The organism is Crateriforma conspicua, from assembly GCF_007752935.1.
In the GTDB taxonomy this organism is placed as follows: Bacteria; Planctomycetota; Planctomycetia; order Pirellulales; family Pirellulaceae; genus Crateriforma; species Crateriforma conspicua.
Window position 1 is genome coordinate 3,602,511 of sequence record NZ_CP036319.1, and the last position, 16,695, is coordinate 3,619,205.

Consider the following 16,695-nt stretch of genomic DNA (forward strand, 5'->3'; position numbering starts at 1 on the left):
TATCGCATCCTGCCGTTCCCGAAATGCGTCCACCACCAAGGTTGAACTCAATCGTCGCGGACACCAAACGTGTGCACAGTGGTTTCGCGAAACGTCTGTCCGGGACGCAGCAATGTCGACGGAAACTCGGGCCGGTTGGGCGAATCGGGAAAGTGTTGCGTTTCCAAGCACAGCCCTTGCGGATTGCCCGTGTAAAGCTGGACGCCGGGCTGTGTGGTTTGGACCCGCATCGTGCGCCCCGACGATGGATCGTGAACACTGGCGCACGTTCGCAAACTGCCATCCCAGTCCCGGATGACATAACAGTGGTCATAAATTCCGTAATCGGTTTCACTCTGCCGCGAACCCACCGCACGCGGCTGGCGAAAATCCATCGGCCCGCCATCGACGGACCGAATCTCGCCGGTCGGAACCTTCTTGTCGTCACCCACCAGGTATCGATCCGCCTGCAACGTGACGACGTGATCCGCGACTGTGGACTTGGTGTCCGCACCGGCCAAGTTCCAGTAAGCGTGATTGGTCAGATTCACCACCGTCGCCGCGTCAGTGGTCGCCCGGTAATCCATGATCAGCCGCCCTTCGGTTGTCACCGCGTAAGTCATCGTGACACTCAGAGTTCCGGGATAGCCCGCTTCGCCATCAGGGCTGGTCAACCGCAATCGCACCCCCGCTTGATCGGGTTTCGTGAATGGCTCCGCGGCCCACACTTGGTTTTGAAAGCCCGTCTTGCCGCCGCCGTGAATGTGGTGCTTTCCCGCGTTCTTTGTCAGATCGTACGTTTCGCCGTCAATGCGAAACGTTGCACCGGAGATCCGATTGGCGTAGCGTCCGACCACACTGCCCAAAAGCGGATGACCGGCCAAGTACTCGTCCAGCGTCTCACGATGCAGCGTGATGCTGGCCCACTGGCCTTCACGGTCGATGGTTTCGACGTTCTGCAGCGTGGCCCCCAAACTCATCACACTCGCACGGACGTTCACACCGTTGTCGATCGTGAATCGCTTCACCACGGTTCCATCAGGCATCTGGCCAAACTTCTCGGCCCTTACCGTTACCACCTTAGATCCGGACGATGCCTGATCGGCGGCCCCAGCCTGTTCTGCGTCCCATGCAGCGGTTCCGGTGGCGAAAACGATGGTTGCGAAAGCGAGTATCGCAGTGGGCCGCTGGATGACCGTCACAGCGAACGGAGAAATTTGGGTCATGGATCGCTCCCCATGGCGGGGAAAGGCGGTGGGGCAGGGCGGCTGATCGATCCGCACATCGTACCAAAGCCCGCGAAACAGCGTCCGACTTGCTTGATGTCAAACCGCATCCCAACACAGCGCGTCGGCTAAACTGACGGTTCACGCTGCACAAGCGTCTGGCGACGAGCCATCCCACCCAGCAAAGCTGAACCACCCGCCATGAATCTTCCCGGCTATTTCGTGCGTTGTCGTAGGCTCCGCCAAAGCATCGCGACCATCCAACGGTCCCGCATCAAACGTCAACGGTGCGCGGCAGGCCGCCCCGGAGCACCCATCGTGATCCTCGGATGCTGTCTGGCCATGATCAGTTTCCACTCGCTGACGGCCGATCAACCGCAATGGGGCGACGCGCGGACCCACAACTTGGTCTCCGGCGAAACCGGTCTTCCCGATCACTTGGATCCCACCGCCGCAGGAAATTTGCGGTGGTCGATCGATATGGGAAATTCGTCTTACGGCACGCCGGTGATCGTCGACGGCAAGGTCATCATCGGTGGCAATAACAGTGCGCCGATGGACGATCGCTTCACAGGAATCCGCGGAACGCTGTTGTGCTTGGATGAAGCGTCCGGCGAATTGATCTGGCAGCTGACCGTGCCGAAGTTGACGGACAAGAAGTACCTGGATTGGCATCTCGGCGGGATCTGTTCCGCGCCGACCGTCGTGGGTGACCATGTCTATGTGGTCAGCAACCGAGCGGAGGTGTTGTGCCTGGACATCAACGGCTTGGCCGACGGAAACGATGGCCCGTTTGTCGATGAAGTCGCGTTCATCATCGCCGGCAGCGATTCGCCGTTGACGCTGGAGCCTCATGACGCCGACATCCTTTGGCGTTTTTCGATGACCGAGCAGCTGGACGTGCATCACCACGACGCCGCCCACAGCATCATCCTGGCCCATGGCGATCACCTGTACCTGAACACGGCCAACGGCGTCGATCCGAAGCACAGTCATATCCCCCAGCCCGACGCGCCCAGCCTGATCGTTCTGGATCGACACACCGGTGGGCTGTTGGCGACCGATGGTTTGGGAATCGGCAACGAGATCTTTCATTGCAATTGGTCGTCGCCCGTGGTCGCCAATGTCGACGGCCGCGATCGTATTATCTTTTGCGGCGGCAATGGAATCTGTTACGGCTTCGAACCTTTGCCGTCTGACGCGAAACCCGATCGCGAGCGAACGCTTCGCAAAGTCTGGCAGTTTGATCTGGACCCAGGTTCGCCCAAGGAACACGTTCACGACTTCGTCGGCAATCGACACGAAAGTCCGACGAACGTGATGAGTCAGCCGGTGGTCGTGGGCCAGCGGTTGTTCGTCAGTAGCGGTGGCGACATCTGGTGGGGCAAGAACGAAGCCTCACTCCAGTGCATCGATTTGTCGGGCACCGGCGACGTCACGACGACAAACTTGTTGTGGCGATTTCCTTTGGGGCGTCACTGCAGTGCATCCCCGACCATCCACGAGGGCTTGGTCTACATCGGGGACTTTGGCCGCACGTTTTATTGCCTGGATGCTGACTCCGGTGCAACCGTTTGGAAACACCCGACAAAAGCAGAATTCTGGTCGACCGCACTGGTCGCCGACGGGAAAGTCTACGTGGGGAACAAGCGAGGATCGATGTTTGTTTTTGAAGCCGGTCGACAAAAGAAACTGATCAGCGAAATGCAATTTGAAACCGGTTTGTACGGCAGCCCCGTCGCCTCCGCCGGCACGCTGTACATCTCCACCTTCAGCCGCTTCATCGCCTTCGCTCGCTGACTTCCCCGCCCCCGTGAGCCGCCGGCCGTCAGGCCTCGGGCCCTTGTTCCCTTCCACTGCCCCATCTCCATTCCCGGTGCCTCACGGCTCACCCGCCAAACCGTCCCGTGAGCCGCCGGCCGTCAGGCCTCGGGACCTGCCCCAATCACCAACCTCCTACACGTCCGATCGCATCCACCGCACCGTCGCGTCCAACCCCGCTTCGAAATCGACGACCGGTTCATACCCCAACAACTCCGACGCTCGATCCAACGACGCCAACGAATGCCGAATATCACCGGTTCGCGCCGGGCGATAATCGATCGACAAATCACCGTGACCGAACGACTGCATCATTCGCTTCGCTAACTCGTTGACCGTCACGCGACGACCACAAGCCACGTTGACCGCGGCACCGTCGATCGGCCGCGACGATCGAGCCGCCAACAAGTTCGCGTGGACGACGTTCTCCACGTACGTGAAGTCACGCGACTGTTCGCCGTCGTCATAGACGATCGGTGATTTCCCTTCGGCAAGCGCTTTGCCGAACGCGGCGATCACGGCGGCGTACGCCGAATTGGCGTTCTGGCGTGGTCCGAACACGTTGAAGAATCGCAAACAAGCGGTGTCGATGTCGTAACACTTGGCGTAAGACCGCACCAACGCTTCACACGCGATCTTGCTGGCCGCATAGGGCGACAAGGCCAACATCGGCATCGATTCATGCTTGGGCAACTCGGGCGTCTCGCCGTAAACGCTGCTGCTGCTGGCCAGGACCAGTCGCCGCACGCCGCTCTGTCTGGCGACCTCCAGCACCCGCATGGTCCCGCCGATGTTGATGTCGGTATAAACCGCGGGCATCGTGATCGACCGAGGAACGCTGCCCAGTGCCGCCAAGTGAAAGACCAACTCCGCGCGGTCCATCGCCAACGCCACCGCGTCGTGGTCGCGAATGCAGCCTTCGACCAACCTGCATCCCGGCGGCACGTTGTCACGAGATCCGCCCGACAAGTCGTCCAGCAAGACAACTTCGGCGCCCAGGGTGACAAGAGCGTGGGCCAGATGTGACCCAATGAAACCGGCACCTCCGGTGATCAAACACCGGGTGCCGTCGAAAGCGTCGGCGTGCAGATCACGCCAATCACAGAGTGCCGAAAAGTCCGCGTCGGCTGGCTGAGATGATTCGTTCATCCCGCCATTCTAAGTGCCCCCGGCCCAACCAGCACCCACCCACCACGTGAGCCGTGACGCGTGAGCGGCCGGGCCCATCCCCTTCACCATCCCCCTGGGAGGGTCGAGCCTAAGCGAGGGGAGGGCTGCGCCGCATCGACAAACCGAACCCGCGGCTAGCGCCCAGCGGTTCACATCGTCGCCTTTCGCTCCCGCGAAAGTAGCGTCCGCCGCAAACCCGAACACCCTCCCCGGAATCTCGTTCCTCGATTCCGACCCTCCGGCAGAGCAGGCGGGTGAATTCCAACATCCATCACCCACCACGTGAGCCGTGACGCGTCAGCGACCGGGCCAGCACCCTTCACCCTCCCTCCGGGAGGGTCGAGCCTAAGCGAGGGGAGGGCTGCGCCGCATCGACAAACCGAACCCGCGGATAGCGCCCAGCGGCTCACATCGTGGCCTTTCGCTCCCGCGAAAGTAGCGTCCGCCCCACACCCAAGCACCCTCCCCGAAATCTCGTCCCTCAATTCCGACCCTCCCGCAAAGCAGGAGGGTGAATTGCATCATCCTTCACCCACCACGTGAGCCGTGACGCGTCAGCGACCGGGACCATCCCCTTCACCATCCCCCTGGGAGGGTCGAGCCTAAGCGAGGGCTGCGCCGCGCCGACAAGCCGAACCCGCGGATAGCGCCATCGCGGCTCACTAAGCCGCCTTTCGCTCCCGCGAAAGTAGCGTCCGCCCCACACCCAAGCACCCTCCCCGAAATCTCGTTCCTCGATTCCGACCCTCCCGCAGAGCAGGCGGGTGAATTCCAACATCCATCACCCACCAAGTGAGCCGTGACGCGTGAGCGGCCGGGCCCATCCCCTTCACCATCCCCCTGGGAGGGGCGAGCCTAAGCGAGGGCTGCGCCGCGCCGACAAGCCGAACCCGCGGATAGCGCCCAGCGGCTCACATCGTGGCCTTTCGCTCCCGCGAAAGCAGCGTCCTCTCCCGCGCACCCCCGTCACCCCGCAAACCCGCGACCTGCCCCACCTGTCACCCCGAACCCCTAAGCCTTCCGGATCTTTTCCCGACCCTCGGCAACATCCTTCGTCGCATTGCGAGTATCCACGACCAACGGCGAGTGCTTCACGATGAAGTCATAGTCGTAATCGCTGTGGTCGGTCGCGATCAGAACACAGTCCATCGCCCGCAAATACTCACTACTCAGCGGCACGCTCGACAGCGACGGCAAGTCCTGGTAACGACGCTTCGGCGGCAGTTCGGGGATATAAGGATCGTTGTAACAGACGTCCGCACCGCGATCGAGCAACAAGTCCATCAACTCAAACGACGGGCTTTCCCGCGAATCATCGACGTCCTTCTTGTACGCCATCCCCAAGATCAAAATGCGGCTGCCTTTGATCGGTTTGCCGGCGTCATTCAACGCCTCGGCCACGCGAGTGATCACGTAGTGCGGCATGTTCGTGTTGACTTCACCGGCAAGTTCGATGAACCGAGTTGCCATGCCTTCGCGACGGGCCAGCCACGACAGATAGAACGGATCGATCGGGATGCAGTGACCGCCCAGGCCCGGTCCGGGGTAGAACGCTTGGAAGCCGAACGGCTTCGTCTTCGCCGCATCGATCACTTCCCAAACGTCGATGCCCATGCGGTCGTACAACGTTTTCAGCTCGTTGACCAACGCGATGTTCACACTGCGATACGTGTTCTCCAGAATCTTGCACGCCTCGGCGACCTCGGCCGATGACACCGGGACGACCTGCACGATCGCTTTGGAATACAGATCGCACGCCAGTTTCGTGGACGCCTCATCCACGCCACCGACCACCTTGGGGATACCGGCGGCGGTGTAGTTCGCGTTGCCCGGGTCTTCGCGTTCGGGGCTGTAGGCGACGAAGAAGTCTTCGCCGATCTTCAGACCGCCGGCGTTCTTTTCAAGGATCGGCACCATCACATCCCGCGTGGTGGTCGGGTAAGTGGTGCTTTCCAAGATGACCATTTGCCCGGGACGCAGCACCTTTGCGATCGCCTCGGTGGTGCTGGTCACGTACTTCAGGTCGGGATCGCGAGTATCCGACAGTGGCGTGGGAACACAGATCAGCACCACATCCGCCTCGGCCAGCCGGCTCATATCGGCGGTCGGATCCAGCATTTTCTTCTCGATCCACTCACCGATCGTCTTGTCGGCGATGTGTTTGATATAGCTTTCGCCCTTCAGCAGAGCGTCCACCTTCCTCTGGTCCACATCGAACCCGATGCACTGGAATCCCGCATTGGTAAACGCGCTGATCAGCGGCAGGCCCACATACCCCAGACCAACCACCCCCACCTTCGCCGTCCCATCAGCGATACGTTCGCGAAGAAGTTCAGATGCACTCATTGGCTGCGATAACGTGTTGATGCCCATCGTCGGAAATCCTCTGTTCAGTCGTTCGAACCGGCGCGAGCCTTCGAACATGCCATGCGGTTGCCTAGGATTCCGAAGATAGGCTTCTCACGACGTTGACTAGAGGAGTGCCTGAGGAAGGTTGACCAATTCTGAACTTCGGCTTCACGGAAACTTTGGCAGCGGTTCGCTTGGGCGAAGCCAGTATTGCGGCAGTTTCCGCATCGGCTTGGTCAAACGCAGGAAGGACGGAGGCTTCAGGTCGTTCACGATCCAAGCCATGCGATCTTCACGATTTGCCAATCTTCGGTTGGACCAAGACGCGTTGCTTTGACCACCCATCCGCATCTTGACCAGGATTTTCGGGATGTGCTTTAGCCGCACCTGATGTTTGTAGAAAAGACGCACCATCAGCTCATAGTCGGCGGACGTTCTCAGGTCGTCGCGAAACCCACCATAGCGTTCATAGATCTCGCGTCGAATATAGACCGTCGGATGCGGCGGCATCCAACCGGTTCGGAATCGCCGCCGATCGAAAGGTTTCTCCCGCCAATACCGAATGATTCGGTTGGTATCCACGGAATCCACATACACCAGATCCCCAAACACCGCATCGACATCGGGATCCTCAAAGGCCTTGGCAACAGCCGCCAGACAATCCGCATCGGCCAGCATGTCATCAGCATGCAAAAACCCGATCACATCCCCGGTCGAATGTCGAATCCCCTTATTCAACGCATCGTAGATCCCATCATCCGGCTCACGGATCACCGTTGTCGTGGGACCTCGAAGCTCAGCGATCACCGCCTCCGTGCCATCGGTCGACATACCGTCTACGACAAGCGACATCGAAAACTCCAGCGTCTGTTCCGCAATAGAATTCAGGCAATCAGTGACTGTCAACGCCCGGTTGAAAACCGCCGTAATGCACTCAAACTTAACAGGTGGACGCACAGGAAAATCTGCAGGTTAGAATTAAGTCACACCGTGCAAAATGGTAGATGCACTGGGCTAGCGGAGGATAGACGCTCTGAAACGCGATTGAAGTCGCGTACATAAAGCGTGTTCACTGAACCAGAGCGATTCTCAAGCCGCGTCAAACTGCGCTCAAATGGATCGTACGAGCACGGATGAAATCCGATGTCCAAAAGCTTATTGTGAGTGTCGGTGTCTGAAAAACCATAACGTTCGCCGCTTCCGTTTAGCTCCACAAGTATCGCGGCCAAGCGGTCGCTCTTTAGCGTGAATCCACCACCCGCTATCACTGCAGATTCAAATCCCTCAACATCCATTTTGATAAGATCTGGCTGCTGGGCCAACTCCAGGCCATCCAGCGTTCGGATTTCAATCATTAAGGCATTCGCATTCTCGGATTGATCGTAGACGATATGATTTACGGTGTCGAGCTCTTCATTCGAGAATGCCACGCTTCCATTGGACTCGCCTAATGCATATGGAGCAACCTCGACGAGTTGCTCGATTCCATTCGTGGAAATATTGTCGCGCAACTGCTTTAGGGTGTCCGGAACTGGTTCGAAGCACATCGAACTTGCGCCGACGTGTGCAGATGCCAGCACAGTGTACACACCGACGTTTGCCCCAATGTCTAGGAAGAAATCTTCAGGTCTCAAAAAATGCAATAGGAATGCCATGTCTGCAAACTCATAGAGACCGCAATATATATTGCCCGTCGCACCGGTCATGCCCTTCGATACAACCAGTCGTGTTTTGGATGTAAATGGAACTATAGATGGGGAAGGAAATAGACGCTGGCTTAATTGCCAAGCGATCACGGTCCATGCAGCGTGCATTTTCCGATCACGATTCAAGGGATGTCCGAGGACATTCCGCAACAAGTTTGAGATGCCGTGTTTGTGTGTCATATAGACGTCCCCTCGGCCGCAGATCGCTGCCCAAGGTAGGTTGCTGATTCTGGGGATGATATATCTTGACGATAAATGTCCAAAAGCTGGGATCGAAAGCGTTCAGCTGTCAGATGTGTTCGGACCCAAGCAGACGCGTCAGATCCGATCTGCTTGCGATCTCGGTAGGCCATGTCGAGCATTGCCTCAATCCCCGCAACCGCTTCGTCAAAATCATCTGATTTCAGATAAATACCAAACGGATTCGCCGGCAACTCACCAAGCAGGTCGATACCTGGCGCAGAAACAATCGGCAATTCAGCGGAAAGCGCCTCGGCGACGGTATGTCCGAAATTTTCGCGAAACGAAAGTGTAATGTACGAATCGCAACCAAGAAAAGCGTTGTCCCGGTCACGGCCCCATAGTGGGCCTACGATGTGCACGTGATCTTTCACAGAAGGAGGTATCGAAGCATGTAAATCAGAAAGTGTAATGCCCGACTCGTTACCGACGATAATAAGATCAGCTTCTTGGTTCCTCTTGGCTGCCGCGAATGCAGCTATGGTCTCTTCTGGCCGCTTCATTGGTGAAACTCGCCCCAAATAAAGCATGGCATGCGATGAATCTGAAATCCCAAGGGATCGACGGAATGCCTTCCGTCGGATTTGAGCATCAGACAGTTCGATTGGGCTAACAGGCCAGTTGATTACCGCCGTCTTGTCAACTGCAACATAGTTCAGCGCCTTATTCTTTTCCGCACGGGTTGCAAAGATAACGCGGCTGGCAGATCGAAAGTATCGAGAAGCAACATATTTCAGCCATGACGCTTTTTGTGCTCGTCGGTACGAGAATACATATGGATCGAGACCACCGTGAGGCACGATCCACAACGGCGCCTTTTGCTTTCGGTGGATTTGGTAGGCAGCTTCACAGTGATATCGATAAAGGAGGTGGCTCGAAACCAGGTTGAAATTTTCCGTTGGCAAGTGCCTATCACATGCTCGAGGCATTCCGAAAGCTCTTCCCATAATCCCCTTTGGGATGGGAACACGATAGTCGGCGGGGTAATCTGAGTCCTCTTCCCCCCCATAGGACAGCACCGCAGCATTCAGTGCATTTCGAAATTTGTCAATTGTGTTCGCCGCCCCGCCAAGCTGTCTATCGAATTGTGACGTGACAAGACAGGGGCGAGACTTAGTTGACATCGTTTAGGATCTCTTGCAAATGAACGGGCTTGATGAGATCTGCAATGGAGGCGTTAAGCCGACGAATAGCATCACTCGGCTGCTTGAGCCTTGTAGCTAGGTATGCCAAAATTGAATGGCCACTTGGGTGAAGGTAGTTTTGGTCAATGCGTCTAGCAATCTTCCGGCGATCGCTAATGTAGCGATCGACTATTTGCTGCGATCCGGTGATAGAGTTTTCGTGGATGCGGAATACTCCAACGGGAAATGGGAGTCGGCAAAATCGGCCGCCGTTTCTCGCAATTTCAAAGATCGCTTCTCCGTCCCAGCAAGAGCGATTTTCAGGATTGAAGTTGCCGGATTCAATTAGTGTACTTCGGCGAATAAACGTTGATTGTTGAATAATCGAGCACGTGCCACGTGCATAGCTAGATAGATGCCACGTGTCGCTAACGCGGCGACAGACTCTACCAGTGGCTTCGTTCAACGTGTATCCGTTGGCATAGTACACGTCGGTATTGACGTCTCTGGAAATTCGATCAAAGGCCAAACGGAATCCTTTCCTTGAAACGAGATCATCGGCGTTCAAGTAGTAGAACCAAGGAGCTCGAGACCTTTCGACAGCTTCCTTCAGCGCCGCTGCCGGCCCGCCGTCGGGCTTAGAGTCCCAGTGGTATAATCGATCACTATAGCGACGGATTATATCGACGGACCCATCGGTGGACCCGCCGTCCAAAACGATATAGTCAACGGTTTTACCATCTGGAATGGCTTCCAATGCAGAAACAATGGCCTGCTCGAGGAATTCAGCCTGGTTGAATGAAATCGTTGCGATCGTGAGTACAGGAAAGTCAGGTTGATCCATCTTTGGCATCAATCCCCAGCGTGTGCTGATTGGATCACGGATAGAAGACGCTGGCACCAGTGTTCGACTCGATGCCGTTCACCTAGCTCTCTGCTGTGACGTTTTAGATGTGAGAGGTCGTCAGTCGAAATAAGTTTTCGTATTGCAGTTTCTAGGTCCTTCGTGTCACTTGGCTCGAACGAGTAGCCGTTATACCCATCGATCAGAAATTCAGAAGCGGCCTCGACGCCGGTGGAAAGCACTAGCAATAGACCCGAGAGAGCGGCTTCATGTACGACCACTCCCCAGTGCTCATGCCAGCTTGGAAGGCAAAAGGCGTCTGCATTCTTCATTTCCTTCGCCAGTTGTTCGGGCGACAGAAATCCGAGAACTTTGACGCTAGATTCTTGCGAAGCTATTCGATTAATGCGCTCCGCTAATGGACCGGTCCCTGCAATTCTTAGCTTCCATCCGTTTCTCTCGGACTCAGGAATTCTCATGAACGCCACGACGAGGTCCTCCACGCCCTTCCAATCCAAAAGGCGTCCTGCGTAGAGAATTCTCTTTTCTCCATCGATGCCTTGATCAAAATTGGGGGAAAACGTTTTCGCTGATGCGCAATAAAGTCCTGGGATGATTCTCTGGTCTGGAAACCCAGCCTTCCTCATCAACATGTAGTGGGAGCGACCGCAAACCCAGGCATGCGAAAATGTCTTCAGTAAATGGCGTCTGGCAACGCGACAAAGCACGCGCTGGCGTAGCGAGTGAGTGTACGGGTTGTCGATCATTGAGATGGTCGGTGTTCGCATGTGCCTACAGACATAGTTGTAGGTCGAATCGCTCCAACCGACACAAAGGACGCAGTCGGGGTTCAGGTCCTTTGCGAACGCCAACAGATCCGCCCTCCGGTACCTCCCGCGGTCGTACAACTGCAACTTCGATGTGCTCTCAAACTCTAGCGGTGCATCGGGGTTGGGGCTGTAATGAAAAATGTGAGCGCGATACCCGTGACTATTGCAAAACTGCTCTAGACAGTCTCGGAAATAGGGCGCGAGACGCGTGTAAAGCACTAGAATTTCACGCAATTGACTGCACAGACACTAAAGTGTTATGGAAAAATCAGGCGCGCTGTAGATGCGCCGCAAATCCGTCTGTGGAACGTAATCTGCGAGCGGACGCTGTGGATTGCCTTGTCGCATGTGCCGTAGCGACGCAAACGGCAATAGTCGCGGGAATGAGCTGACGTGACCGATATGTGGTCGGCGAAAGTATGATTGCTAGCCCAGCTGCGATGATCCCGTGGGTAAGCCAAGCTTTGATTCGGTCGGGTGGGCGGGCTTCTACGAAAGCGCGAATTGCGAAAAAGTAGATTGTGTAAATGAAAAAGGCCGCTCCCAAGATTCCTCCGTCCACCCATGCCGATAGCAACATAGAGTGTGTTGGAATAACCCAGTCGTACTTCTCCAGTTCGCTTCGTTCGAAAGTGACTCGAAACCGACTTCGTGCCTTCGCGACATAGGTGCGTCCATCGGCACCGCTTCCGTGCCCGAACAGTGGTTTTTCTGCGATGGCGATGTAACCCACTGCCAAGCCTCCTCTTCCATTGTACATCGCGTATTCAAGAGGATTGAATTTGTTGTACATTCTTGCTATTTGGGACTTTCTATGCTCTCCTAGGATTCCTTGCTCGGAGATAAAGACGAGCGCCAGGTACCCCATGTAGGTGGCGAAAAGAAAGAATATCAATCGCGGCGACGTCAATGACTTGCGAATTCGTAATGACAATTCTTCTGTACGCGAAACTCCAAGCAAGAGAGCGATGGCAGTCAGTGTGTAGCCAATAAAGTTCAGGCGTGCGTCAGAGAAGACTGCAGTAGCCGAAAGCAGCAAAACCATGTGCACGCTGTAATGCTTCGCAAGCCGCCAGTTGAGAAGAAGCAATAGGAACACACCGGACGACACCATCGGCAGGAGAACGGTTTGGCGGTAGTCTGTGGTGGTGCGTATTAGGTCAGGATCAGTAACAGGTGTCAAAAACGCAGCGATTAGCGTTCCAAACACATATGCAAAAATGCGGCTTTGGCTTTGCTGGAATGCCGTTGTTAGCACCAGTAGGCTTGTCATAAAGAAAACGGCGTTTGCCGAAGTACGCAGCACCTTGTCTGGATCCGAGTCATTTGCCCAGCCGGAAATGGCCGTTCCAGCAAGCCAGAGACCACCAAGAACTAAGAATGTGTGGAGTTCACGAGTTGCGAGGCGTTTTCCAAAAAACAGGCAATGAACCGCGAATAGGGCTGTAAGTATCTCAGCAACGGCAATTTTTCCAACAAGGACGACCGGCAAGGTTACGGTCAGTCCCATAACGAAGAAATACAGATTCTCGAAGGTGAGGACATTGCCGCTGGTTTTTCGTTTTAAAGTTGCGCTGGACATTGGATGTCTTTATCGACGGAGAAATGTCTATGCTTCACAGACGTGCGAAAAGCCTTTTGCCCGAAATGCGTCACAATAGATTTCTGTCGTCCTTTTTAGGTACAGATCTGGATCGCAGTTCGCTTTCACCCATGAATTTCCGGCATCGCCCATTGCGGAAAGCATGCCCGGACTTCGGAATGCACTGTCAATTTTCGCGGCAAGCGAGTCGGTGTCGAATGGTTTAGAAACCACACCGCGTTCATCATTTCCCACAAGTTCGGTCATTCCACCGACTTCGAATGCAGCGATAGCTCGGCTGCATGCCATAGCCTCGAGAGCTGTATAGGGAAGATTGTCGGCCGCGGAAGGTAGTAGCACAAGATCAGCAGCACGATAACAAAGTGCTAAGTTCTCATCTCCGTCGATGAAGCCCAGGTCAAAGCAACGTTGTTGTACACTTTCTGAGATAAATCGTCCGTTATTTCCGGCTATCAATACGTCGTATTCTGATAATTCCGGTCGAGACAATAACTGAATCGCATGGCCCATTCCCTTAAAGGGCGACATCATGTTGGCAGCAATAACTAAAATGATGCTGGCCTTCTGTGGCAGGCCCAGCCGCGATCTAGCAGCCAATTGAGGACATGATACTTCCGGTTGGTTAAGAAACGAAAGTCCGTAGGGAACCACGTGAACCGGAATTCCAGAAAAATGCTCGGCACTTTGTGCAAGATCCGCGAGCCAGACAGACGGCGTGATAAGGGCATCCGGACGTGGCATCCTGGGCAGAATGGAATTGACTCGTTTTTGCGCCATTGGATGCGATCTGTCCAGGTACTGGCAGATATCGGGGTACTTTGTTTTCAAAAATTCGGATGCGTAGATTTTTCCCAAATCGTAGCTGATGCCTGGATGAGTCGCCCATTCGTCGTGCAAGGTCCAGACCACGGGAATCTCTTTGCAAGCATTCTTTAGCGCGGTTAATGAACACCAATTTCCGCGATTGTGCGCAATGTTGTGCAAATGCAAGAGGTTCGAAGCGGAGCTGCGGCTGGATTCCTTCGCCAGTCTGTTGAATAGCATCGCAGAGCCAATGCAACGCCAGTCACCCCAGCTATGAGATGAATCACATGAACGTAGGTACTTCTCTAGCGGAATTCGGATGCCCTTGACATACGCCGGAGTGTCCGACTGCTCGACAGCAACGTAGTGTGTGACATTTGCTTGGGATGCGTGCAGTGCAGCCGACAATTCTCGTGAGGCACGCTCGGCGCCACCGCTCCAATACTTCGGTGAAACAATATTGACTCGGCAGTGCGGATTCAAAAGGCTCAACAGTTTACCGTAATTTCCAGCTACTTCTCGGAAAGGTTTTTGCGTTGTGGAAGACGCACAAGTATTGCGTTGAAATAGTAGTTGATGACGTCGGAAAGCGTAGACCATGATCGCCTTGACGCTTTGCTGTACGCAATGTACCGCATCGAGTAGAACAGCGATTGCGGAAATCCATTTCCGATCACGCGGTGCGCTAATGGGGATGGTCTATATTCTGTGGCTGCTTTTGCCGGCTGCGTAGTGCGGATGCCGCGAATCTTTCTTCTTGAAATCGCATATTCCACCGCCAGGCGTCCGTCTTCACGCTGTCTATCCGCTTTTGTTGTCGATACCTGCCCGTCGTGTATTCGATATTTGAGTAGAATCTGATGGTTATTGTGTAGTTCGCCAATTTCTGCCAATCGGAGCCAGAGATCAAGGTCTTGAGATGTCTGGAGCTTTTCAGTGTAGCCACCAACTGCTTCAAACGCCGAGCGACGAATCAGAGCGGTTGGGTGGCAAACGGCTCCGAATCCAGATTGGATATGTTTTTGGTCGATTTGTTCTGACGGGATGGAGAAAGCGGGCGCGACTGTGACATCGTCTGAATCGATACAGAATACCCGGCTGAACGTGGCAACCATTTGCGGATTTGATTCCAGAACCTTTGTCTGCACAGCGAAGCGATGTGGCATCGCCACATCGTCAGCGTCCATTCGAGCCAAGTACTCTCCTTCGGCCAGCCTGGCCGCCTGGTTTAGGCATGCCGCAAGCCCGGGACGCACAGCGGTGATACAACGTACGTGGGGAACCCGCTGTTCCAAATCTGCCAAAAAGTCACTAGATCCATCCTGTGAACCATCGTCCACGACGATCAGTTCCAATGAAACAGTGTTCTGTTTCAAGATGCTGTCGCACGCAGATGGCAAGAACGGCATTCCATCCCGCACTGCCATCAACACGCTTACCTTGGGCACGTTGTGGTTATCTGTAATCGCCATTCGCTTCAGGAGAAATTTAGGCGTGGCAGATCAGCGGAGACCAGTTGATAGCCGCTTTTTCGCTGAGCGGATCAGCGGGATCCACTTGTCGCGTTCCCAGGGTGACATTCCAAAGAACCATATCGATCCGACTAGCGAGATTCCAGAGACTAGCGAAACGAGGATAAGCTTTGCGAAGGGGTGCTGCACCGTGCCATTGACGGCGAACGCGACGGCGAATGGAGCGGCCAGGCTGCTGGTTACTGGAAGAATCGTGTCCGAAAGATACTTCTGGTAAGGACGATTCAGCATAGCACCGACCCACCAAGGCTTGAACCAAACGGCGATAAGTGCCGTTGTTATCAGCATGGTGATGGGCATCACGTATGGCGAGAACAGCTTCTCAGCTGTCCAACACGCGATGACAAGTCCGAATGCCAGGAAGAATGGGAAGGTGTGAGCGAGCGAAAGAACGGCAACTTTTCCCTTTGCATCCGCAGCCAAAGCCTCTCCCCAGCTGATCATTCCGATTACCCGTGTGATGATCAGGATGCGGAGAAACGCTACCATCCATTGGTCCGCCTTGGTGCCAATTGCCAGCTCTAGAGTTTCCTTGGTGCAGATCAGCAGTGGAATGGCGATGAAGCTTGCCGCGAAGACCGGGTACTTGCTTCCCACGACCGACATTTGCAGAAGTCGCTGTGACTGCCCCTTGCCCTCACTTGTCGCCGCAGCAGGAGCAATCACGGCGCTTATTGCGCCCGCCACGTTGACGATATGTCCCGCGAATTGCTGACCAATGGAATATGCTGCGTTAACCGTTGGGCCAAAGAAGGAGTTGACAGCCACAATGGATCCTTGTTGCCTAAGAGCTTGAGCAATAGACTCCCAAAGCTTCCAGCCTGCAAAAGTGACTATCGGCGTCAAAGTGGATAAGCTTAAATCGCTTGGCCTAACGCGCGTTTCGCTGAAGCGACGCATTGCAAGAGAAGCATAAAGTGCAAGGTTCAGTAAGCCAACGAGCACTGTGATTCTACTGTACGACACCAGTGGCGACGTCGCGAACAGCGGAAGGGCAAGTGCTCCAAACAACAAGATGACTTTGGAGCCGCTGTCGACAGTTGACGTAAAACCGAATTGTTGTCGCGCAGTGAAGGCTGCCCGATAAGGAGTTGAAGCAACATTCACAACCAAAGCGACAATTGCCGCGGAGTAGGTAGCCGAAGCAACAGAAAATGAGATGTCACCGAGATCGAGTGAACTTAAGACTGTATCTCGAATCGCAAATCCTACACCACCGATAAGAACCGCTATGGCAAGAAATGAAAAGACAACGCCGGCGAATGTCCTACGACGCTCTTCAAAATTGTCGATCCCAATAGAATAGGCAATTTGCCGCTGAGATCCAACCAAAAGCGCTGAAGAAATGAAAGTGAGAAGTGTTCCACTTGCTGAGATTGCAGAATACAAGCCGTAGCCGGGCTTTCCCATGACGTCAAGCAAAAAACGCATGGTTGCTATTCCCGCGACGAGCACTATGACCAAACG

General features: G+C 55.1%; 13 protein-coding genes. 1 reads left to right on the plus strand and 12 read right to left on the minus strand.

Annotated elements, in window-relative coordinates:
* Positions 1–47: 47 nt before the first annotated feature.
* The gene (locus tag Mal65_RS13435) at positions 48–1,205 is read right to left on the minus strand and encodes an aldose epimerase family protein (RefSeq protein ID WP_145298410.1); all 1,158 of its coding nucleotides are present in this window, start codon (positions 1,203–1,205) and stop codon (positions 48–50) included.
* Between the two features lie 342 nt (positions 1,206–1,547).
* On the opposite strand from Mal65_RS13435, the gene Mal65_RS13440 reads away from it, so the two are divergent.
* Positions 1,548–3,005, plus strand: coding sequence for a PQQ-binding-like beta-propeller repeat protein (locus Mal65_RS13440; protein WP_165701253.1), 1,458 nt, complete (start codon positions 1,548–1,550; stop codon positions 3,003–3,005).
* A 156-nt stretch (positions 3,006–3,161) separates the two neighbouring features.
* Here Mal65_RS13440 and Mal65_RS13445 read toward each other — a convergent pair whose 3' ends face one another.
* From Mal65_RS13445 to Mal65_RS13495, 11 genes are all read right to left on the minus strand, one after another.
* The gene (locus Mal65_RS13445) at positions 3,162–4,175 is read right to left on the minus strand and encodes an NAD-dependent epimerase/dehydratase family protein (protein ID WP_145298415.1); all 1,014 of its coding nucleotides are present in this window, start codon (positions 4,173–4,175) and stop codon (positions 3,162–3,164) included.
* Positions 4,176–5,207: 1,032 nt separating this feature from the next.
* A complete protein-coding gene (locus Mal65_RS13450) occupies positions 5,208–6,542 on the minus strand; it encodes a nucleotide sugar dehydrogenase (protein WP_145298418.1) in 1,335 nt (444 codons plus the stop codon).
* 171 nt (positions 6,543–6,713) lie between these two features.
* Positions 6,714–7,502, minus strand: a complete 789-nt coding sequence (locus Mal65_RS13455; RefSeq protein ID WP_145298421.1) for a glycosyltransferase family 2 protein — start codon at positions 7,500–7,502, stop codon at positions 6,714–6,716.
* A 26-nt stretch (positions 7,503–7,528) separates the two neighbouring features.
* On the minus strand, positions 7,529–8,251 hold the full coding sequence (locus tag Mal65_RS13460; protein ID WP_231131132.1) for an FkbM family methyltransferase: 723 nt from the start codon (positions 8,249–8,251) through the stop codon (positions 7,529–7,531).
* Positions 8,252–8,427: 176 nt separating this feature from the next.
* Positions 8,428–9,615 carry a glycosyltransferase family 4 protein gene (locus tag Mal65_RS13465; RefSeq protein ID WP_145298427.1) on the minus strand — a complete coding sequence of 396 codons (1,188 nt, stop codon included), beginning with the start codon at positions 9,613–9,615 and terminating at the stop codon, positions 8,428–8,430.
* Positions 9,605–10,459, minus strand: coding sequence for a glycosyltransferase (locus Mal65_RS13470; RefSeq protein ID WP_165701255.1), 855 nt, complete (start codon positions 10,457–10,459; stop codon positions 9,605–9,607). Before Mal65_RS13470 ends, Mal65_RS13465 begins: the two co-directional genes overlap by 11 nt.
* Positions 10,460–10,467: 8 nt before the next feature.
* On the minus strand, positions 10,468–11,226 hold the full coding sequence (locus Mal65_RS13475) for a glycosyltransferase family 4 protein (RefSeq protein WP_165701256.1): 759 nt from the start codon (positions 11,224–11,226) through the stop codon (positions 10,468–10,470).
* Between the two features lie 331 nt (positions 11,227–11,557).
* Positions 11,558–12,871 (minus strand): O-antigen ligase family protein, encoded by a 1,314-nt coding sequence (locus Mal65_RS13480; RefSeq protein ID WP_145298436.1) that lies wholly within the window; start codon positions 12,869–12,871, stop codon positions 11,558–11,560.
* 27 nt (positions 12,872–12,898) lie between these two features.
* Positions 12,899–14,188, minus strand: coding sequence for a glycosyltransferase (locus Mal65_RS13485; protein ID WP_165701257.1), 1,290 nt, complete (start codon positions 14,186–14,188; stop codon positions 12,899–12,901).
* Between the two features lie 20 nt (positions 14,189–14,208).
* Positions 14,209–15,168, minus strand: a complete 960-nt coding sequence (locus tag Mal65_RS13490) for a glycosyltransferase family 2 protein (RefSeq protein ID WP_145298442.1) — start codon at positions 15,166–15,168, stop codon at positions 14,209–14,211.
* 30 nt (positions 15,169–15,198) lie between these two features.
* Complete coding sequence (locus tag Mal65_RS13495) at positions 15,199–16,659, minus strand: lipopolysaccharide biosynthesis protein (protein ID WP_165701258.1); 1,461 nt, start codon at positions 16,657–16,659, stop codon at positions 15,199–15,201.
* Positions 16,660–16,695 lie beyond the last annotated feature (36 nt).